This is a genomic window from Flagellimonas sp. S3867 (assembly GCF_014698935.1).
GTDB lineage: Bacteria > Bacteroidota > Bacteroidia > Flavobacteriales > Flavobacteriaceae > Flagellimonas.
The window spans coordinates 503,474-521,647 of sequence record NZ_JACVMN010000001.1 but is presented as its reverse complement, the minus strand read 5'-3'; the positions used below and the strand labels follow the sequence as shown (position 1 = coordinate 521,647).

Below are 18,174 nucleotides of genomic sequence, written 5' to 3'. Positions count from 1 at the left end.
AAGTTAACTATCGGTTTCTTTAGACTTTTTGGGTAATACCTCCTCAGGAAACGGGAATAGAATGGTGGAGTTTTTTTCAGAGGCAATGTTTGACAAGGTCTGATAGAGCCTTAATTTGATGGCAGAGGGCGATTTATCTATCTGTAGACCAGCTGCCAAAAGCTTTCCAGCAGCCTGGTCCTCCGCCTCTGCAAGTATAATACGGGCCCTTCTGGAACGTTCCGCCTCAGCTTGGTTGGCCATCATCCGTTTCATGTTTTCCGGCAATTGGATGTCTTTGATTTTTACATCAATGATTTCTATACCCCAGTGATGGGTTTCCGTCTCAACAATATTCTTGATGTTCTTGCCCATTTCCTCACGTTTAGAGAGAATGGTATCCAGTTCCACTTTTCCGCAAACATCGCGGAGTGCTGCTTGCGCCAGCTGAGTGATGGCAAAATGGTATTCTTCTACTTCCAAAACAGCTTTTTCGGGATCATTGATCTTAAAAAAGACCACCCCATCAATACTACAGGGTACATTGTCTTCTGTCATCACTTCTTGGGAGACAATGTTAATGGTAATCACTCGAATATCCACTACTTGAATGGTTTCTACAAGTGGTATGATCCAACGGAAGCCTGGTTGCAGGGTTTTAACGTATTTTCCAAATCGAAATTTTAAAGCTCTTTTGTATTCAAAAACAATGCGTATTCCAGCAAGTAAAAATAAAGCAAGGAGAATGTAGAGAAAGAAAAATGGATTCATGACAGTTAAATTTTAGTGACACCATGTTGAACAGGATTGACATAATTTCCGATTCAAATGATAAATATCAAATGATTAATATCATCTTATTGAAAATCAGTTGTTAATTGTCACTTACAGAATCCTCCAGCGCACCATTTTTCTTGATCATGGCATCAATAGGGGCTATAACCATCGAGGTCTTTGGAAAATAACATTAATTAAATTTCACCACTAGCTCTCTAAGTCCACCTTTTCGGAAAACGGTTACTTTTAAATCTTCATTGGTATCTATTGCATTAATTAATAGTATTGCCTGATTAGCATCTTTCACTTGAAGTCCATGAATTTTTATTAAGACATCTCCGGGAATGATGTTTGATTCAAATGCAGGAGTGTCTTCTATGACATCAACAACAAATGCACCTTTATTACGCTCTATATCAGTACGTTCTTCAAGTGTAAGATCACGTAATGACACACCAAGTTTTATCTTACCAGAAACTTGTCCTGTAGCCGCAGGCGCAACATTAACAATAGGTTTTGGTTTCACTTTCTGCATTGCGTAACATGTGCTTGAGATAAAGCCATTTGAAACTATTATAGTTGCTTTCGCTTTTTTTGCTGCAGCAATAGCTCTCTTTTTATTCAAAGAGGTCTTGAATGAAGGATGGCCTAAGTACATACCTACTATTGTATAGCCTTTTTGTTTTAGGTCTTCAATAATCTGTGTATACTGCTCAACTGTTTGCCAAGTAATAACTTGTGGATTGTTCCCTTTTTCAAGAGGGATAAGATTATCATCTGCTTTGGGATCCCTAATTTCGCTATAGTTAAAATACTTCGCTTTTTGCGCTATAACTTCTGCGGAAAAACCCAGAAAGAGTATGAACAACAGAACAAAATGTTTTTTTTTAAGCATGGATAGATTTTTTGTATTGGTTATAATTTGCTTAGTCGTTAAAAATTAAATTACATACACTGAGTATTAAGACTTTATAGCGTAAATCTATTCCAGGTTAATTAAAAATTGTATTATAATGTTCTCGCATTGGTTTTCTTTGTTTGGATGGAATAAAACTGAAATGTTAGGTGAAGGGTTGGCCCGAGAGACGCAAAACTTACTTCCCAAAACCCTTTGAAATGGGTATAACACCGAAGTTTGGGGCTTTTAAGCAACGAGGTTATGGTACTATTCCTTAAATTTAAAACGCAAGGTTTTCTCTTTGCTTTGTTTCCCCAATAAATAGTAGAAATTTGACATATATCGATGTATACAAATTGCAAACTTCTATAGTCCCCAAAAACACCTGTTTAAGGGTATTAAAACAAAATTGTGACCATAGATCAAATCATTTAGAATAAAAATCAGCGTATGAAATACAAATTTTCAATTGTTTTACTGGGTATGCTATTGTGTGGTCATGTTTATGGTCAGCAGCAAAAGCAATTAATGGTGCTAGATGGCTCAAGCCTGAGTGAACGTTGGTTGATTAAAAATGACAGTGCCAAGACCTTTAGGGTACTTCCGTACAAACCTGTGTATGTTTTGGGGGTTAACCATACCGACAACATAAACAACTTACCACAGAGCGATAACCCATTGAACGTGATCGCTACGCCTACTGAATATATTAAGGCAGAGCTTACCTTTCAATTAAGTTTTAAGACAAGGATGGTGCGTTTGTTCAAAAACAAGAAACAAAAGGTGGACCTCTGGGTGGCCTATACCCAGTTATCTAAATGGCAATTTTATAATGCACTTATTTCTAGACCTTTCAGAGAGACAAATTATGAGCCCGAAGTACTCATGGTACTACCTATGGAATATAAATTTTTAGGACTTGACGGGGTTTATATGGCTATCGGATTCAATCATCAAAGCAATGGGAGGTCCAATCCGTTTTCAAGGAGTTGGAACCGTGTAATGTTCCAAGCGGGTTGGGAATCCGAAAATTGGAGCATAGTCCTCAACCCTTGGATACGCCTTCAGGAAGATACTATAGATGACAACAATCCAAACATTGAAAATTACGTAGGCCGCGCCGAATTACTTAGCGCCTTTTCCAAGAACAGGCACAATATAAGCCTTGCTCTACGACATTCCCTTAATGGGGGTAACGAAAACAGGGGCAGCCTCCGTTTGGATTACGCAATTCAAATTCTGGATTATCTGCACCTACATGCGCAGGTATTTCATGGCTATGGTGAGAGCCTTATTGATTACAACCACAAACAGACCACTTTTGGTATTGGATTCTCTTTGGTAAGATGGCGTTAGTTCACAAAAGAGCTAAAATTAAATGGTCCGGGGCGCCTTCGGCAAGGGAAACCTTTATAATGGACAAACCAAAAATGTCATTGGAAATTGGGTAAAAACCCTTGAATTTCTAAGGTTTCCGTGCAATTCTTTTACGCTGATAATCAGTATATTGATTACCCCTCGAGATTTTTATTTCCCCGATTGCAATTACAACAACCGAATGCCGAAATGTAGCCATCACCCAATTTCGGCGCATAACTAACTCTAAAAACAAAAATTATGAAAGCTAAAATCAGTGCAGGGTCAAAATCTATATGTTTAGCAGTGCTATCATGCTTGGTCATTACCTGTAAACCCAAGGCAGACAAACAAGTGGACAAAGTCCAAGAAGAAAAACAAGAACTAAAAACTATTGCCTTGGTTGGCAAAAGGGGCATAAACCAACATACCTATGTAAATGAGATAGACCCTTTTCTTAATTCATATCTCACCCTGCCTGAAGGTTATACCGGGCCTTCTTTTGATCTTAAGCATGATTATCCTGTAGAAGCACCTCCGCCAGCTGATTTTCCATGGAAAAAAGTGACCAACGACGGACTCATAACCCAAAACAATTCTTTGGCCTATGTAAATGCTCTAAAGGAATATGTTTCGGCCGATATGCACAAGCTCATATTTGACTATAACAACTGGAACGATAAAACAATGCCTTGGTGGCAATCTATATGGCTGGGAACACAACGAGAACCGATTCATGGAATGTATGTAGGTTCGGAATTTAATGCAGGTACACTGGCGGAACAAGACATCAACCTTACCACATTTGTGTATACTTTATATGATGCCACTTCGGCCGTGACACTTAACAGGATTTGGGGTGCCGATCTGTATGGTGCAGAAAACCCGAATCTATCGGATGTAGATGCAGCCCAATATATTGAGGGCAGTGTTATTGTAAAATTTGCATTTGTTACCGCATCTGGCGAAGAATGGTCACCAATGGAGAGTGCCGCCACTTGGACCGTTTACACAGATGTTGATCCAGCAACCGGACAGCCTACCGGAGGGGAACCCAAGATGATGGACCTGTATCTAATGCAGTTCGATATTATTGTTAAAGATAGCCAGGCCGCACCGCAAACAGGTTGGGTGTTCAGTACCCTGGTCTATGACAAAAATGCTCCGGGAAATGATGCCTGGGATAAAATGGTGCCACTTGGAGCCACTTGGGGAGATAATCCTGATGTAATCAACCTAAATCAATCAGCTTTGATCCCTCCAGTTACGGTCAATCCAAGCTTGTCCCAAAATTGGATCAATATGAACACTCCGGATTATGCAAGAAGCACGTTGGGTTGGGACGGACGTTTGTCCGGGCCAAATGATGGCGCTGTAGTTGCTCCAGCCATCACCACAAGCAAGGTAAAATATGATGCATTGGCAACAGTGGGATGCCTTGGGTGCCATAGTAGCGCGCAATATAAAAGTAAATCTTTCTTGATGCCGGCCCCATTTCCACCAAAACAGATAGGGGATGCCCTTGAAGTATACGACCCGGGATCCCAGGATTGGATGAAATGGTTTCAGAGCAATGACGGAAAAACGCCAATGGACGGCGGGCCTGGTCAAATAGGTCTGGATTATGACATGGTCACTTCCTTTAAGGCCATACCCATGTGGGAAGCAGCTATGAAACAAAAGGCGGAAGCCACGGCTAGTGTTCAATAAAAATGCTTACAAGTACCAATAAGCAAATGTTAACTTTATATAATTAGTTTTGTAACACAATCGAACACCTGCCCATCATTGTGGCAGGTGTTTTTTGTTGTGGGTTGGAGTCGTGGCCCTGATAAAGCCAAATTCATTCAAGATTCACGAGGTTTATACAAGAGAAATGGAGCGAGATATGATGCTTTTTTACTAAACCACAGGTGAATCCTTCGAAGCTCGAAAATAGGAAGAGGATAGTAGGGGAGTCAAAAGTTTATGAAAAGGATATAATTACTAATTTTCTTCTATTCCTTAAATTAAAGCCATTTCACCTTTAGGTCTTTGTATTTTGTTCTTCCAATTGGGATACGCGTTCCATTTTTTAATTCGGCCATGTACTTACTTCCGGATTCTACGATAATTTGATTTACCTCGGACATCTTTGCCAAATATGATTTATGTATGCGTTCAAAAGAATAGGACAAGAGCTGCTCCAGTTTTTCGAGGGATTTATCATGTAATTCTTTTCTTCCATTCGTTAAGAAGAGTTCGGTATAGGCTCCAGCTCCTTTTATATAAATGACATCTTCAATAGGTACTAGTTGCATCCTGCCCTTTTTCTTTACAGCCAAAAACTTGATTTTGCTGTTTTCTACTTTTTCCTTTGCATTTGCCCTATTAAAGGCTTGCACTAACCTAGTTTGGTTAAAAGGTTTGGGTACAAAATCTAAAACTCCATGTTCAAAAGCAGTAATAGCCTGATCTTTATAAGCGGAAATGACAATTGTATGAAATGATTCAGATACTGCCTTTGTCAAAAGATGAAATCCATTTTCCCCGTTAAGATTTAAGTCCAATAGCACCAGGTCCAATGTGTTGTTATCAATGAACTGTAATGCTTCATGGAGTGAATTTATATGCTTTAGCGATTGTAAGGCATTTCCAAAAATATCACGGGTCATGCGTTCTATTCTTTTGGCAATCCTTAATTCATCCTCAACAATTAAAATGTTCATCTCCTTAAGAATATAGTTTTATGGTGTTTTTCCAACCGTGACTGGTAGGTTCTGAGGTAAAATCCCATTTTGTCTGATAACTTTCTGTCAACCGCGCCTTAATATATTTAAATCCAGTACCATCCGCTTTATTTCTTGGTTCTGATCGTACTGCTCCAGCAAACGTTAAAAATGTATAGGACTTGAACTGATTGTTTACTTCAAAAATCAACTTAAATGTGATACTGTTATCTTTTAGGGGCAGGCTGTGCGTAATTCCGTTTTCCAACAAGGTATGTAGAATTCCGGGAGGTATTTTTTCGTTGATATCGATGCCCTCTTCTTCCCAGAAATAGTTCACTTCTTTGCGGTACTCCATTATCTCCAAATGTGTGCGGCAAAGGGCAATTTCCTGAGTTATCGGAATCAATGTTTTATTTTCTATCTGATTCAAAAGGTCAAATTCTTTGGCTAGGGCTTCTATGAACAAAACACCTTTTTTAGGAGACTCTTCTATCCAATCTATCAATGAAGTTAAAGTGTTCATTAGAAAATGGGGTTGAATGTTTTTTTTCAGCAATTCCAAACGTAGGCGCGTGGATTGGACCAAAGAATTTTCATAAGCCAATCGTTGTTCTTTAATCCGCAAGGAAAGTAAGTACAGCATGTTAAGCAGAATTAGGCTAAAACCCGTGAATAGACTAACATTTAATGAAACAGTATAACGAATGAATATGCAAAGGAGCAGTGTAAGTAGTACTAAAAGAGCGCCTTTTGCTCTCTTGTATACGCCATAAGCGACTATGCCTATGGAAAACACCAACAAGCTAACAGCCATATTTAAAATTGTATAATCAAATAAATGGTGTTCAATAGAAAATATAAACAAAAGAACAGCAGTGTAAATGCCTAAGAAGATTTTCCGTTTGGGAAAGGGAAACTGCATGGAGAAATAGAGTGGAATCAAAAATGAGATACCGAACATTAGGCTAGTAATAACTTCTAACCGTACAACATGAAAGCTGTAATGAATTGGTATGGTTGTCCTCACAAAGTGGGTCATTGTTAAGCAAAAAAAGAACAAACAACTAATGCTGAAAATAAGTGTGAGGTATTCCTTTTTATTTCCTAAGAATAGAAAAAGAAAATAGATAGATGCGATAAGAAAAGCTCCCGCAAAAACGTGCATATAGGAGTTTTGGATGAGTCGGTCGGTTAAAAGGTCATGGTAATCATCTATCCGCAACCCATAATTACCAATATGGTCTGGATAATAATAATTACTCAACCGCAAGGCCATTACATGTTCACCTTCATTGGTCAAATGGGTAGGAATGCTAAAGGTAATCCACAATTCACCTTCAGGAGGTAAATCTGCTTCCTGTCCCGGGTTTCCGTTCTTACCAATCAAAACCCCGTCCCAAAATACTTCATACTCGCCATAGGCTTCCAATCGAAGGCCATAAGGCTGTAAGGCTTCTGGAGCTTTTAGGATATCGATGGGTGTCCTTGACCAGAAAACCTGACCATCAGGTACCAACGTCAAGTGTGTTTTCCATTGCTGACCATTCAGGTTTTTGGATGCCCATTCTTGTTGATCCCCTATTTTAAATACGGTTCGATATCTTTTGAAAACAGGATTTGCACTTTGGGAGCAAGAACTCGCAAATAGTATAAAGCACACTAAAAGAAAATAAGATGAAGACCTCAACTTCATTTTGATCTGGTTTTACTCATGCAAACTAACCATTATAAATTGGCTTTTTAGAGTAGTTCATTAGGGTATGGAGCAGTTGACAAAATTTAGATTGAAAACATGACAGAAAAATACATCTTTTGTGAGATACAAAGGCATCAAAAACGCCTGTTATAAATCTGTGTATGCCAAAACATACTAAAAAAAAGAATTCAATGGGAACTAAAAATCTCGACCGAGTAAAAATCTTGTCCATTTTTTTGACTTTACTATCTGTCAATTTGTATTGTCAGAATAGTGAAAAGTCTAAACCAACTTCACTTACAATTGCCTATACAGCATTATCATCGGGCATTGTAGAAATTTATCAAGGATCTACTGAAGGCAGACCAATTATTAAAAGCACAAATGAAAATGGTGGTTATGTAGCTTGGTCTCCTAATGGAAAACGGATTGCTTTTTATGCAAAATATGATAAAAAGAAGACATGGTCTATTCATACGATGAATAGTGATGGTACGAATAGAAAACGATTAACGCATGTAAAAAACAAATGGGATAATGCACCTGATTGGTCTCCTGATGGAACAAAAATTGTTTTTGCAAGAGAATATAAAGGTTCTAAAGGAATTTGGCAATACGAAATTTGGATTATGAATTCAGACGGTAGCGAGCAGACTCAAATAAAGTCACTAAAAGGGAGTAATCCTTTTTTTACCCCAGATGGTAGAATTGTCTTTTCTCAAGAATTTGAAGATAAGAGTAGTGCAATAAGTATTGCAGATGTTGATGGGGAAAATATCATTCGGTTGACAAATAATAAAGGGGCTAAAGAATGGCATCCAGATGTATCTCCTGATGGAAAGCAAATTGCTTTTATGTCTGATAGAGATGGAAATTTTGAAATTTATGTGATGGATATAGATGGCTCCAATCAAAAACGATTAACATATAATGATTTTCGTGATTCTATGCCTTCTTGGTCTCCTGATGGCTCTCAACTAATTTTTCACACAAGAATGGGGGAAAACAGAGATGTTCATATGATGAATACCGATGGTAGTTCAGTGAAAAAAATAATCTCCAATGGGGGACAGGCTGCATGGTTGAAAATAGCTAATGGACACCTCACAAAATGAAGTTATCTGAACGCCTGGAAATTTCAAACGTACTAACCATTAAATAAAATAGAAAATGAGAACTACCCAATTTCTAATGCTCGTAATCTTTCTGTCATATAACACTGTCTTTGCACAACAAAATGGTCATCGCGCACCGGAGGCTACAGCTGAAGAAGCCAAGGCCTCATTCTGGGATATTCCAATGCTCAAAGAAGCTTTTATAGATACAACTCCAAAAGATAGAAAAGATGGTATTCCCTTGGGAGAGTTAGGCGTTGATGGTGGTGATAAAGAGATGATTCTTAGGCTGGCTCGAGGTATTGCTGTCAATCAATATGGTAATTACGATAGCTTTCTTATAGCTCATAAAGGGAAGCTCCTGTTTGAATCTTATTATACACGTGGCCGCATCAATTTAGCACATCCGCAAGCTTCAGCGACGAAAACTTACACAGGTTTGTTGCTTGGTCGTGCAATCCAGCTCGGTTATCTAACTATGGCTGATCTAGACAAGCCCTTGGTCAGTTTCTTGAAAGATCTGGATCCATCAAAATTTATTGAAGACGTAGAGAAAACAACATTGCATCAGGCATTAACCATGACGACAGGCATTCATGTTAGTGATGAAAATCGAGAAAAAATGCAAAAAAACCCAGAAAAGTTAGAAGGGCAGGGAGAAGTTCAAGCACTGTTTGAATATAGTGACCCTATAACTCCAGAGTCAAAGGTGTTTCGTTATAGTGCCGGACCTGCATTAGTGATGCAAGTAATTGATGCTGTCGTACCAGGGACAGCTAAGGATTTTATAAAAAATGAATTCCTAGACAAAATGGGGATCACTAATTATGATTGGCCAGCTGCTCCAAGTGGACTACCTCAATCTGGCTGGAGGATAAGTATAACATCACGGGACATGACCAAAATTGGAATAATGGCCTTAAATAAAGGTAAATGGAAAGGTGAACAGCTGATTCCTGAGGCGTTTATCACCAAAGCTACCAGTAAGGTTGTTGATACCGGCGATAATGCTATTTACTTTGGTGGTTCTATAGGTGTCTCTAATGAAGGATATGGTTATTTGTGTTGGAATGCAGATCTGAAAGTTGATAATAAAAGTTACTTCACCGCTAATGCTCAAGGTGGTGGTGGACAGTTTATCATTTTAATTGAAGACCTTGATCTTGTAATTGTGACTACTGGTCATAATAATCGCTATCCCAGTACTCTGAGAATGACGGCAGAGGAGATCTTGCCTGCATTTATCAAGAAATAACAACTAGTATTAAAATCTAAGAGATGAGAAAAACGTATTTCATTTGGATGTTTATAGGGGTACTATTTTTAAATGCCTGCGATACTAAAAAACAGCATGCAAAGAACAATGAATCCACGTCCGAAGAAACTTCCTATTTTGGACAAGAGCCACCGGGAATGACTCCCCAGCTTTTTGCTCCGGGGCTTGTTTCGGTAAACGGACGTTATGAGTATGCCGTTTCCTTTTCTCCAGATTTTAAGGAACTATATTTCTCAGGGGAAAAAGAAGATAGCCCTCAAGAGGTGCATTTTTCAGAGCTCAAGGAGGGTACATGGACGACTCCCAAAAAAATAACATTTACCAAGGGTAAGAAGAAGAGTGAATTTGAGGCCTTTGTAAATCCCCAGGGCAACAAATTGTTCTTTGCAGCTTATGATTCCATTTTTTCAGATGAGAAAATATGGATTGCCCAACGTTTGGGTCAGTCTTGGAGCGAAGCCGAACCACTTGATTCACCCATAAATGAAGATCTTGTTTTTTATCCGAACGTAGCGAAGAATGGCGATCTTTTTTATACTAGTATCTCAAAGGGAAAGATGTACTATGCCCCCAATAAAAATGGCAACTATCCTGAAGTGCATGAACTTGACATTGAATACGGGACACACGGATTTATTTCCCCATCTCAGGATTTTATTCTGGTGGATGCCAAAAAAGAAAATGATAATACAAAAGACAGGGATATTCACGTTTGTTTTAAAAGGCCCAATGGGAGTTGGACCCAACCCATTAATCTGGGTACTTCCGTAAATTCCGATTATACGGAAACCTGCCCAAGTCTGACTCCGGACGGGAAATATTTGTTTTTTAGCCGGTATAATGAAGAAGGGGAGTTGTCGAATATTTATTGGGTAGATGCTAAAGTCATTGATGCGGTTAAACCTGCAAGCTTGGTTTTGGAAGGTCCCTATCTTGGGCAAAAACCACCCGGTTTTACTGCCATACCTTTTGCACCCGGAATTGTTAATACGGAACATCGAGAACTGAGTGGATTCTTCTCGCCAGATTTAAAGGAGTTTTACTTTAATAGGAATGGCGGTAGCTACGAAAAGCACGAATTGGTTGTTTTTAAAAATATAGAAAATCGATGGAGCGAGTCTTATGTAATGCCCAGAATAGGCAGACCAGTGTTTTCACCAGATGGTAAGACCTTGCATTTGGGAAAGAAATATATGGTACGTACCGGGACAGGTTGGTCGGAAGTGAAAAGCCTTGGTTCTTATTTTGAAGACATTCGCATTATGCGTCTTACGTCTTCATCCAAAGGCACTTTTGTTTTTGATGAAGTAGGTTCTGAAGATGGAGATGGCGTTATTCGTTATTCTCGCTTAATTAACGGCAAGCGAGAAGCGCCAAAACCTTTCAGCAAAGAGATTAATACTGGCAAATATAATGCCCATCCTTTTATTGCACCTGATGAGTCCTATATTATATGGGATGGCGAAAGAGAGAGCGGTTATGGTGATTCTGACCTATATATCAGCTTTCAACAGAAAGATGGTTCATGGGGTAAGGCCATTAATATGGGAAGTACTATAAATACAGAAGCTTGGGAGTCAACCGCGTTTGTGACGCCCGATGGAAAATATCTTTTCTTCAATAGAAATGTAGGCTCATCCAATTACGAAAATGTAGATATCTTTTGGGTAGATGCAAAGGTGATTGAAGATCTTAGGCCTAAGCCATAAAACTCGGATAAAGTTCCATAGGTACTTGGTGGTAATCTACTGATAACCAGTGTCATTTTGACTTCCCAACCCAATACTTTATTTTAATTGTCAACGTTACATATATGTAACGTTTATACACTAAGTGCTAAAATGGACAATTATGGCCCCAATCACCCCAAATCCGTTTTCTGAGATAACTTTCAATTTAAAGTACACCTACAAATGGTTAAAAACATCCACGAAATTGGTGATGTTCTCGTTTTTGTCAGTACTGTTAAGCTGCAATAATTCGCTGGAACCCGTGTCGCCCGAAGATGCAATTGATCCTGATAATGAAATTATGGATTCAGGAGATGCTGCCCTCAATTATAGAAACAACTGTGGGGGTTGCCATGGTCAAGACCTTGGCTCATTTGTTGAACGTGAGTGGACCTACGGTGATTCTCAAGAAAATATCATTAATTCGATAACGGATGGGTACGCAGGCAATGGTATGCCAGCATATGGGTCTGCTTTAAGTGCTCAAGCAATCGAGGATTTGACCAACTTTATACTTACCGAGATCGATGGGAAAACCAAAGCGATGTTGGAGGAGGATAACCCTGATTTGTCGGGCTTGATCACCTCCGATGACCTTACATTTCGACTGGAAACCATAACAGATGAGATTCCCGGCATTCCTTGGGGGATAGCACAATTGCCCAATGGTGAAATTTTGGTGACCGAGCGTGGGGGAGGGCTGTTTTTGGTACGGAACGATAAGCAATTGATAGAAATTACCGGTGTCCCAGATGTTGCCTCGCAAGGGCAGGGTGGATTGTTGGATGTGCTCATACATCCAGATTTTGAAAACAATTCATTGGTTTATCTATCCTATTCCCGTATCAACCCCAATAATTCATCTGAGCGGACCACTGCAGTGGCAAGAGCTAGGCTTGAGGGCAACAACTTGGTTGAAGTGGAGAACATATTTACGGCACTTCCGTATCTCAATAGTTCTCACCATTATGGCTCAAGACTAGTATTTGATAACAATGGCTACGTATATGTATCCGTTGGTGATCGTGGCAACAGAGATGCCTATCCTCAAGAATTGGACAATGCTCACGGAAAAATACACCGTATCCATGACGATGGTCAAATTCCTACCGATAACCCTTTTTATAATACCTCGGGAGCTGTCAATTCAATTTTTACCTATGGAACACGTAATCCGCAAGGCATGAGTCTACATCCAGAAACTGGAGCGCTTTGGGAGGGCGAGCATGGGCCTCAGGGAGGTGATGAAATCAATATTTTGGAAGCCGGGAACAACAATGGTTGGCCCGTGATTTCATACGGTATCAATTATGATGGCACCACATTTACAGACCTTACCGCATTGGCTGGTATGGAACAGCCCGTGTACTACTGGACTCCTTCTATTGCTCCTTGTGGAATGACGTTTGTGTCTGGCGAATTTTATGGAAACTGGAAAAATGACTTGTTCGTCAGCTCGCTCAAATTCGAATACCTCCATCGTTTAAAGATGAATGGCAACGAGGTTATTGGCCATGAAACGCTGGTAGATGGTATAGGCAGGGTACGTGACGCACATATGGGTACAGACGGTTATCTATACATTGCGGTAGAGGGCCCCGGCAGACTTATTCGCCTTGTACCTGAGCAATAGTGCCGCAGTTTATTCTGTATAAGAAGCAAATTAAAAACTACGGTAAGGTTATTTAACCCAAAAACGACTTCCAAAGCAATTTTACATAATGGCTTATTATGGAAATGAAACAATTTGTTCCATAATGTACCGTGTTATGTAACTTGAGCTTTGGTAAAAGCGAAAGTTTGTACCATACTTCATGAAAAATTTCTTCTCAAAAACTTCTTTAAAAAAGTAATGGAATACTGTTTTGCCGAACCGTAAACGAATCCTTCGTAGCTTGAAAAGCGAAGTAGGAGAGTAGGGGAGGTGAAAGTGTATGGAATGGACTAAAATCTAGATTGTTAATAAAAACAGCCAAAAACACCTTGAAATAGTAGAAAACCCCCAGAATTTCTAAGGTTTTTCTACAACAAGTTTTTGTGGTCAATTCATATATTTAAAAGGTCAAGAATTATTCTTGATTCTCCCCCAAAGCATATTTTCAAATTATCAAGAGTTTTACTTGGTTTTTCTAATTCATTATGTGACAATGAATTAAACCATATCGGTGTATTCATTTGGGTTTTAGTAGAATTTTGGTAGTTATCAATTGGAATTTTAACAAAAAAAATAAAATCATGGCATCAGCAGATTTAACCACAGTATTTTCAGAGTTATTTAAAGCACCACTGGAGGCAGTGGTGGAGGCAGATAAAAAATATAGGGAGAGTTGGATTAAATGGATTGAAATGAAAAGAAAATTACTTGAAAGTCAATTAAAAGATCAAAGTAAAGATGTCCAAAAAAAAGCCATAGACATTATTTTAGATACAATACCTATTATTAATATTGATGGTTCAATTAACGTTGCTATTACCATGAGAATTAGTGAAGTTAGAAAAAAGAAGACCGGTGTTGACTTTGGATTACAACTAGCTCCAATTCACGCCAATATCAGTTTCACTTCAAGTACGGAAAGTAGTCAAGAAAGCGTTCTTCAAGCTTCAACAAGATTTGCCATTAGTAATAATTCAACTTCTCTCAGGGAATATGTGCAGGACCATGGTTTAACTATTCAAAGTCCAGCAGATTTAGATACTCTAGTGAAAAAATTGGGGGAATAAATTTATCAGAAATTGAAAAAGGATGAATACCAAGAACGAAGATAAAATTTATTTGGAAGAGTTGATGATTATTTTGCAAAAGTCATTTAGCAGAGTTACAGATTCTACAAATAAGGAGCGATCAAATAAGGAGGACGTGAATGTTCCAACCGCTATGTTGGTCGGAGATGTGGATTATGAAATTGCATTGAAGGCTGACCCCGTAGGGGACAAACTTCTTGTTCACAAAAATGGTTCAATAAGTTTCAGATTTAGTGGGCAAATTGATATCGATTTAGAAGAAGATAAGGATGTTGAGAAAAATTAAACCTTAAAGTATGGATGAAAATAGTATTTCTAAACTTTTTGAGAAGACAGTGTTAGATATAAAAACAACTATGGTCGATGATAAAAATAAAAGCCTCAGACATCATAGTCCAATTGATATTGCAATTGAATTTAGGAGCATTAGTATTAAAGGTAGGAACTTCATCGTTGCCAGGAAAAAGAAGCAGATTGAAATTTCAATCCAACTAAAAACAAGAATAAACCCCGAAGACGCACAAAAATTAATCAAGTAATAAAGAAAAGAGTTTATGTTGGAAATTGACCTAAAATTTGATATAGGAAAAAATAAGCTTGAATTCACCAAAGATCAAAAAGAACTAATTCGGGAATCTTCGAATTCTCTTTTAGAAATATTGAATTCTAGGGATTTCGAAAATGAAGTTATTAGGTATAGTTGGAAAGGCAAGGAAGGGTTTAACCATACGAAAGATTCTAACTCTGTAATTTATAAAAAAATACTTTCTGGTGATGACAAGTTTGTTGATAAATATCCGGATGACCAAAATCAACTAGGTGATAATGATTTGGATGTATGGGTAATTCCGTATAAAGCAAAAAGAAACAAAGTTGGTAAAACATATAAAGGAACATATAAAAGTTGGATTAACATTAACAACTTGAATTACCGAATGAACAAGTATAAAAACAATCCCCAACTTCTGCATTCCCTGGTTTCCCAGAATATTATTCATGAGTACTGTCATAATCTAGGATATGAACATATTGGAAATGAAAGAAATAAAAACAACAATATTTATTCTGTTCCTTATGCAATTGGTGGTATTGTAAAAAACTTACTCACTCAAAAACTCTTTAAAGATTTGGATTCCAAAACTTGGGAAGATTTTGAAAAGGAGGAATACGATTGTGATTTCAATATGGAGGACTAATTACCTTTATTATTATTTAAATAAACCTCCATAACCGCCTCTTTGAGTTCCGCTAAAACATGGCAACAATTTTGACGCTCCAAATCTGAAAAGGTGTCCATCGGAATAAAGTGGAACATAAAAATGGTTTTGTCTAAACTTTGAGTAAAAGAAAGAAGGTCACCCTCGTGGCATTCTTGGATATAAGAGAGTAGGGGGTGTAGGTCAGTTACTTTTAAGCTCATTTCAGGACAATTTTATTTGTTTTTCACATACTAATACTGTTAAAAACTATATAAATATAGGTTTTAATTATAAAAATGAAAATAAATTCATACTATAAAATTATATTAATATTGTTTAAAACAATATTTTTATCGTTTTTATATATGTCACAGAAAATGTCCTATTGTCAAAAATCTTGATTATACCTAGCTTTAGGCTATGCCTGAGCGAATAAATAGAATAAAAGAAGTACTTGTTATAAAAGGGATTAGCCAAAAAGAATTGGCGGTTAAAATGGATAGAAATCCTAATACAATAACTTCAATTTGTAATAACAAATCTCAACCGCATCTAAAAGACCTTAAAAGAATTGCCCAAATTCTAGATGTGGATATTCGGGAACTTTTGGTGCCGACGAAATGATAATTTCCTATTTCTCTTAGGAATACCTTGCGGTTCAAAAATTGTGGAAAAATCCCAGAATTTCTATGTTTTTTGTGCAATGTGATTTTGAGACCAATTTCTATATTGCAAAGGACAATACCCAAATATTATATAGGATTTAGATGTCAAGAGTAATCTTTAAAATACCGGATGAAACGTTAAAAAACACAAATCTTATCTTTGACTTTAATTCGAACCTAACCAAGATATCCCAACTATAGTTGGAGAACATATAAATGAAAATCGCGTACAAGACAGATAAAGGTATTTTTTACAAAGGAACCATTGAAAAAGTGCTGGCGTCGAAGAAATTTTATAAATACAAAGGCCGAGTAAATCTAATTTTTACGAGTCCTCCATTTCCTTTAAATAGAAAGAAAAAATATGGAAACCTGCAAGGAGACGAATATGTTAAATGGCTTTCTGAATTAGCACCACTTTTTAGTGAATATTTGTCAGATGACGGGTCTATAGTAATGGAAGTCGGTAATTCTTGGGAGCCTGGGGTACCTGTGATGTCTACACTAGCTCTCAAATCATTACTTGCCTTTCTGGAAAAAGGCGACTTACATCTTTGTCAACAATTTGTATGGAATAACCCAGCTAAGCTACCAAGTCCAGCTCAATGGGTCAATGTAAAAAGGAACAGAGTCAAAGATTCTTTTACATATTTCTGGTGGATGAGTAAAACACCATATCCAAAAGCTGACAACAGAAAAGTGTTGGTAGAATATAGTGATTCAATGAAGAATTTACTTAAAACAAAAAAATATAATTCGGGTAACAGACCCTCTGAACACAGCATTGGCGAAAAATCTTTTTTGACTAACAATAAAGGGGCAATACCCTCTAACGTGATCACTGCTGCAAACACTCATTCAAGTTCAGATTACCAGAAATATTGTAAAGAAAAAGAAATTCAATTGCATCCGGCTAGAATGCCCAAAGCACTTCCAGAATTCTTTATAAAATTTTTGACTAACAAGAATGATTTAGTTTTAGATCCCTTCGGAGGTAGCAATACTACAGGGAAAGTTGCGGAATTGCTCAATCGAAAGTGGATTTCTGTTGAACCGAATGATGATTACATTAAAGGTTCAATAGGGCGGTTTGATAAAGTTCAAGTCAGTTCAAGCTTTTCAAAATATTAATATATAGAGTGGCATTAATTTTTCATACAAGACCAGATTTTATAATAGATCCAACCAAGATAGAATCAGTTCAAAAAGCTGAAAACACCATAAATGCTAGGGAATATTCAAAACTCATCAGTTCTAGACATTATTCTGAAACGTTATTTGAAAATATAGTTATAAGTGGTTTGCGACAGCTTATTGGAAATAAATGTTATATAATTCCATACAAGAAAGAAATTATCAACCAAAAAACAGGAAGGCCGAATACACCTGATATGATGGTTATCCATAAGAGTTTAAAAACTTGGTTTATAGTTGAACTTGAACTAATAAAACCTGGTGTTAGCCATGCAATGGAACAAATAGATACATTTATCAATCATTCACTCAAATCAATTTTAAACGAATTAGATTATATAACGAATCAACTAAATCAAATAGACCCTTTTTTTAAAGATCATGAGGGATTAGAAAGTCTTATATCAACAAGAAAAGCGGAGGTCGTATTGATGGCAGAACATATTCCAGTTAACTGGCGACAGAAACTTAAAGATTTGAAATTAAATTGTTTCAATTGCACTTTTCAGATTTATTCAGACGAGAATAAAAATGAACTTTTAAGAATAAATGATGAAGGGGCGTTTTCAAATATTTATCATAAAAAATACGTCCAAGTTGACTTAATAAATCGATGTCTAAACTTTAAAAACGGCACATCATTTTTTGTAGGCCATTCTGATGGTAGTGAAATTGAAATTTATCTAGAGTCCGAAAATCATTTGTGGAAATTAAAAAAGGGAACTAAACATGTTAAGTTATTCTACCATGGTACTGGATTTCCAATTTCCAATATGGTGAATAATATTTTGTTAGTTATTAGAGAAACTAGGCTTGAACTTAAATACATCTATTAA

General features: G+C 37.3%; 18 protein-coding genes. 13 read left to right on the top strand and 5 right to left on the bottom strand.

Annotated features, from left to right (window positions below; all coding sequences use genetic code 11):
- Positions 1–3 precede the first annotated feature (3 nt).
- Positions 4–750, bottom strand: coding sequence for a slipin family protein (locus IAG46_RS02380; protein WP_190808719.1), 747 nt, complete (start codon positions 748–750; stop codon positions 4–6).
- A gap of 196 nt (positions 751–946) precedes the next feature.
- Positions 947–1,651 carry a PDZ domain-containing protein gene (locus IAG46_RS02375; RefSeq protein WP_190808718.1) on the bottom strand — a complete coding sequence of 235 codons (705 nt, stop codon included), beginning with the start codon at positions 1,649–1,651 and terminating at the stop codon, positions 947–949.
- Positions 1,652–2,104: 453 nt separating this feature from the next.
- On the opposite strand from IAG46_RS02375, the gene IAG46_RS02370 reads away from it, so the two are divergent.
- Entirely contained in the window at positions 2,105–3,010 is a 906-nt protein-coding gene (locus IAG46_RS02370; RefSeq protein WP_190808717.1) for a phospholipase A, read from the top strand.
- 261 nt (positions 3,011–3,271) lie between these two features.
- Positions 3,272–4,720, top strand: a complete 1,449-nt coding sequence (locus tag IAG46_RS02365) for a hypothetical protein (protein ID WP_190808716.1) — start codon at positions 3,272–3,274, stop codon at positions 4,718–4,720.
- Positions 4,721–5,019: 299 nt separating this feature from the next.
- On the opposite strand, the gene IAG46_RS02360 is transcribed toward IAG46_RS02365, so the two are convergent.
- Both IAG46_RS02360 and IAG46_RS02355 read right to left on the bottom strand, forming a co-directional pair.
- Positions 5,020–5,718, bottom strand: a complete 699-nt coding sequence (locus tag IAG46_RS02360) for a LytTR family DNA-binding domain-containing protein (RefSeq protein WP_190808715.1) — start codon at positions 5,716–5,718, stop codon at positions 5,020–5,022.
- A gap of 4 nt (positions 5,719–5,722) precedes the next feature.
- Positions 5,723–7,414 (bottom strand): histidine kinase, encoded by a 1,692-nt coding sequence (locus IAG46_RS02355; RefSeq protein ID WP_190808714.1) that lies wholly within the window; start codon positions 7,412–7,414, stop codon positions 5,723–5,725.
- Between the two features lie 164 nt (positions 7,415–7,578).
- Here IAG46_RS02355 and IAG46_RS02350 point away from each other — a divergent pair, with 164 nt between their 5' ends.
- The 8 genes from IAG46_RS02350 (at position 7,579) to IAG46_RS02315 (ending at position 15,476) form a co-directional block, all read left to right on the top strand.
- Positions 7,579–8,532, top strand: coding sequence for a DUF5050 domain-containing protein (locus IAG46_RS02350; protein ID WP_190808713.1), 954 nt, complete (start codon positions 7,579–7,581; stop codon positions 8,530–8,532).
- Positions 8,533–8,587: 55 nt separating this feature from the next.
- Entirely contained in the window at positions 8,588–9,787 is a 1,200-nt protein-coding gene (locus tag IAG46_RS02345; RefSeq protein WP_190808712.1) for a serine hydrolase, read from the top strand.
- 23 nt (positions 9,788–9,810) lie between these two features.
- Entirely contained in the window at positions 9,811–11,517 is a 1,707-nt protein-coding gene (locus IAG46_RS17615; protein WP_223826552.1) for a hypothetical protein, read from the top strand.
- Positions 11,518–11,659: 142 nt separating this feature from the next.
- Positions 11,660–13,171: a PQQ-dependent sugar dehydrogenase gene (locus IAG46_RS02335; RefSeq protein ID WP_190808711.1), complete on the top strand. Its 1,512-nt coding sequence runs from the start codon at positions 11,660–11,662 to the stop codon at positions 13,169–13,171.
- Positions 13,172–13,773: 602 nt separating this feature from the next.
- Positions 13,774–14,259 carry a hypothetical protein gene (locus tag IAG46_RS02330; protein WP_190808710.1) on the top strand — a complete coding sequence of 162 codons (486 nt, stop codon included), beginning with the start codon at positions 13,774–13,776 and terminating at the stop codon, positions 14,257–14,259.
- 22 nt (positions 14,260–14,281) lie between these two features.
- Positions 14,282–14,566, top strand: a complete 285-nt coding sequence (locus tag IAG46_RS02325) for a hypothetical protein (protein WP_190808709.1) — start codon at positions 14,282–14,284, stop codon at positions 14,564–14,566.
- A gap of 10 nt (positions 14,567–14,576) precedes the next feature.
- Positions 14,577–14,819 carry a hypothetical protein gene (locus IAG46_RS02320; protein ID WP_190808708.1) on the top strand — a complete coding sequence of 81 codons (243 nt, stop codon included), beginning with the start codon at positions 14,577–14,579 and terminating at the stop codon, positions 14,817–14,819.
- A gap of 15 nt (positions 14,820–14,834) precedes the next feature.
- Positions 14,835–15,476, top strand: a complete 642-nt coding sequence (locus IAG46_RS02315; protein ID WP_190808707.1) for a hypothetical protein — start codon at positions 14,835–14,837, stop codon at positions 15,474–15,476.
- On the opposite strand, the gene IAG46_RS02310 is transcribed toward IAG46_RS02315, so the two are convergent.
- A complete protein-coding gene (locus IAG46_RS02310; protein ID WP_190808706.1) occupies positions 15,473–15,700 on the bottom strand; it encodes a hypothetical protein in 228 nt (75 codons plus the stop codon). The genes IAG46_RS02315 and IAG46_RS02310 overlap by 4 nt on opposite strands.
- A 199-nt stretch (positions 15,701–15,899) precedes the next feature.
- Between IAG46_RS02310 and IAG46_RS02305 the strand changes: the two genes are divergently transcribed.
- From IAG46_RS02305 to IAG46_RS02295, 3 genes are all read left to right on the top strand, one after another.
- On the top strand, positions 15,900–16,103 hold the full coding sequence (locus tag IAG46_RS02305) for a helix-turn-helix transcriptional regulator (protein ID WP_190808705.1): 204 nt from the start codon (positions 15,900–15,902) through the stop codon (positions 16,101–16,103).
- 257 nt (positions 16,104–16,360) lie between these two features.
- A complete protein-coding gene (locus IAG46_RS02300; RefSeq protein WP_190808704.1) occupies positions 16,361–17,275 on the top strand; it encodes a site-specific DNA-methyltransferase in 915 nt (304 codons plus the stop codon).
- Positions 17,276–17,283: 8 nt separating this feature from the next.
- Complete coding sequence (locus IAG46_RS02295; protein WP_190808703.1) at positions 17,284–18,174, top strand: hypothetical protein; 891 nt, start codon at positions 17,284–17,286, stop codon at positions 18,172–18,174.

Excerpts from the sequence above, each read along its gene's own strand:
- IAG46_RS02380 (WP_190808719.1), bottom strand. The coding sequence starts at position 750 with ATGAATCCATTTTTCTTTCTCTACATTCTCCTTGCTTTATTTTTACTT.
- IAG46_RS02355 (WP_190808714.1), bottom strand. The coding sequence starts at position 7,414 with ATGAAGTTGAGGTCTTCATCTTATTTTCTTTTAGTGTGCTTTATACTA.
- IAG46_RS02305 (WP_190808705.1), top strand. The coding sequence starts at position 15,900 with ATGCCTGAGCGAATAAATAGAATAAAAGAAGTACTTGTTATAAAAGGG.
- IAG46_RS02320 (WP_190808708.1), top strand. The coding sequence starts at position 14,577 with ATGGATGAAAATAGTATTTCTAAACTTTTTGAGAAGACAGTGTTAGAT.
- IAG46_RS02375 (WP_190808718.1), bottom strand. The coding sequence starts at position 1,651 with ATGCTTAAAAAAAAACATTTTGTTCTGTTGTTCATACTCTTTCTGGGT.
- IAG46_RS02360 (WP_190808715.1), bottom strand. The coding sequence starts at position 5,718 with ATGAACATTTTAATTGTTGAGGATGAATTAAGGATTGCCAAAAGAATA.
- IAG46_RS02335 (WP_190808711.1), top strand. The coding sequence starts at position 11,660 with ATGGCCCCAATCACCCCAAATCCGTTTTCTGAGATAACTTTCAATTTA.
- IAG46_RS02370 (WP_190808717.1), top strand. The coding sequence starts at position 2,105 with ATGAAATACAAATTTTCAATTGTTTTACTGGGTATGCTATTGTGTGGT.
- IAG46_RS02325 (WP_190808709.1), top strand. The coding sequence starts at position 14,282 with ATGAATACCAAGAACGAAGATAAAATTTATTTGGAAGAGTTGATGATT.
- IAG46_RS02300 (WP_190808704.1), top strand. The coding sequence starts at position 16,361 with ATGAAAATCGCGTACAAGACAGATAAAGGTATTTTTTACAAAGGAACC.
- IAG46_RS02310 (WP_190808706.1), bottom strand. The coding sequence starts at position 15,700 with ATGAGCTTAAAAGTAACTGACCTACACCCCCTACTCTCTTATATCCAA.
- IAG46_RS02350 (WP_190808713.1), top strand. The coding sequence starts at position 7,579 with ATGCCAAAACATACTAAAAAAAAGAATTCAATGGGAACTAAAAATCTC.
- IAG46_RS02315 (WP_190808707.1), top strand. The coding sequence starts at position 14,835 with ATGTTGGAAATTGACCTAAAATTTGATATAGGAAAAAATAAGCTTGAA.
- IAG46_RS02330 (WP_190808710.1), top strand. The coding sequence starts at position 13,774 with ATGGCATCAGCAGATTTAACCACAGTATTTTCAGAGTTATTTAAAGCA.
- IAG46_RS17615 (WP_223826552.1), top strand. The coding sequence starts at position 9,811 with ATGAGAAAAACGTATTTCATTTGGATGTTTATAGGGGTACTATTTTTA.
- IAG46_RS02365 (WP_190808716.1), top strand. The coding sequence starts at position 3,272 with ATGAAAGCTAAAATCAGTGCAGGGTCAAAATCTATATGTTTAGCAGTG.
- IAG46_RS02345 (WP_190808712.1), top strand. The coding sequence starts at position 8,588 with ATGAGAACTACCCAATTTCTAATGCTCGTAATCTTTCTGTCATATAAC.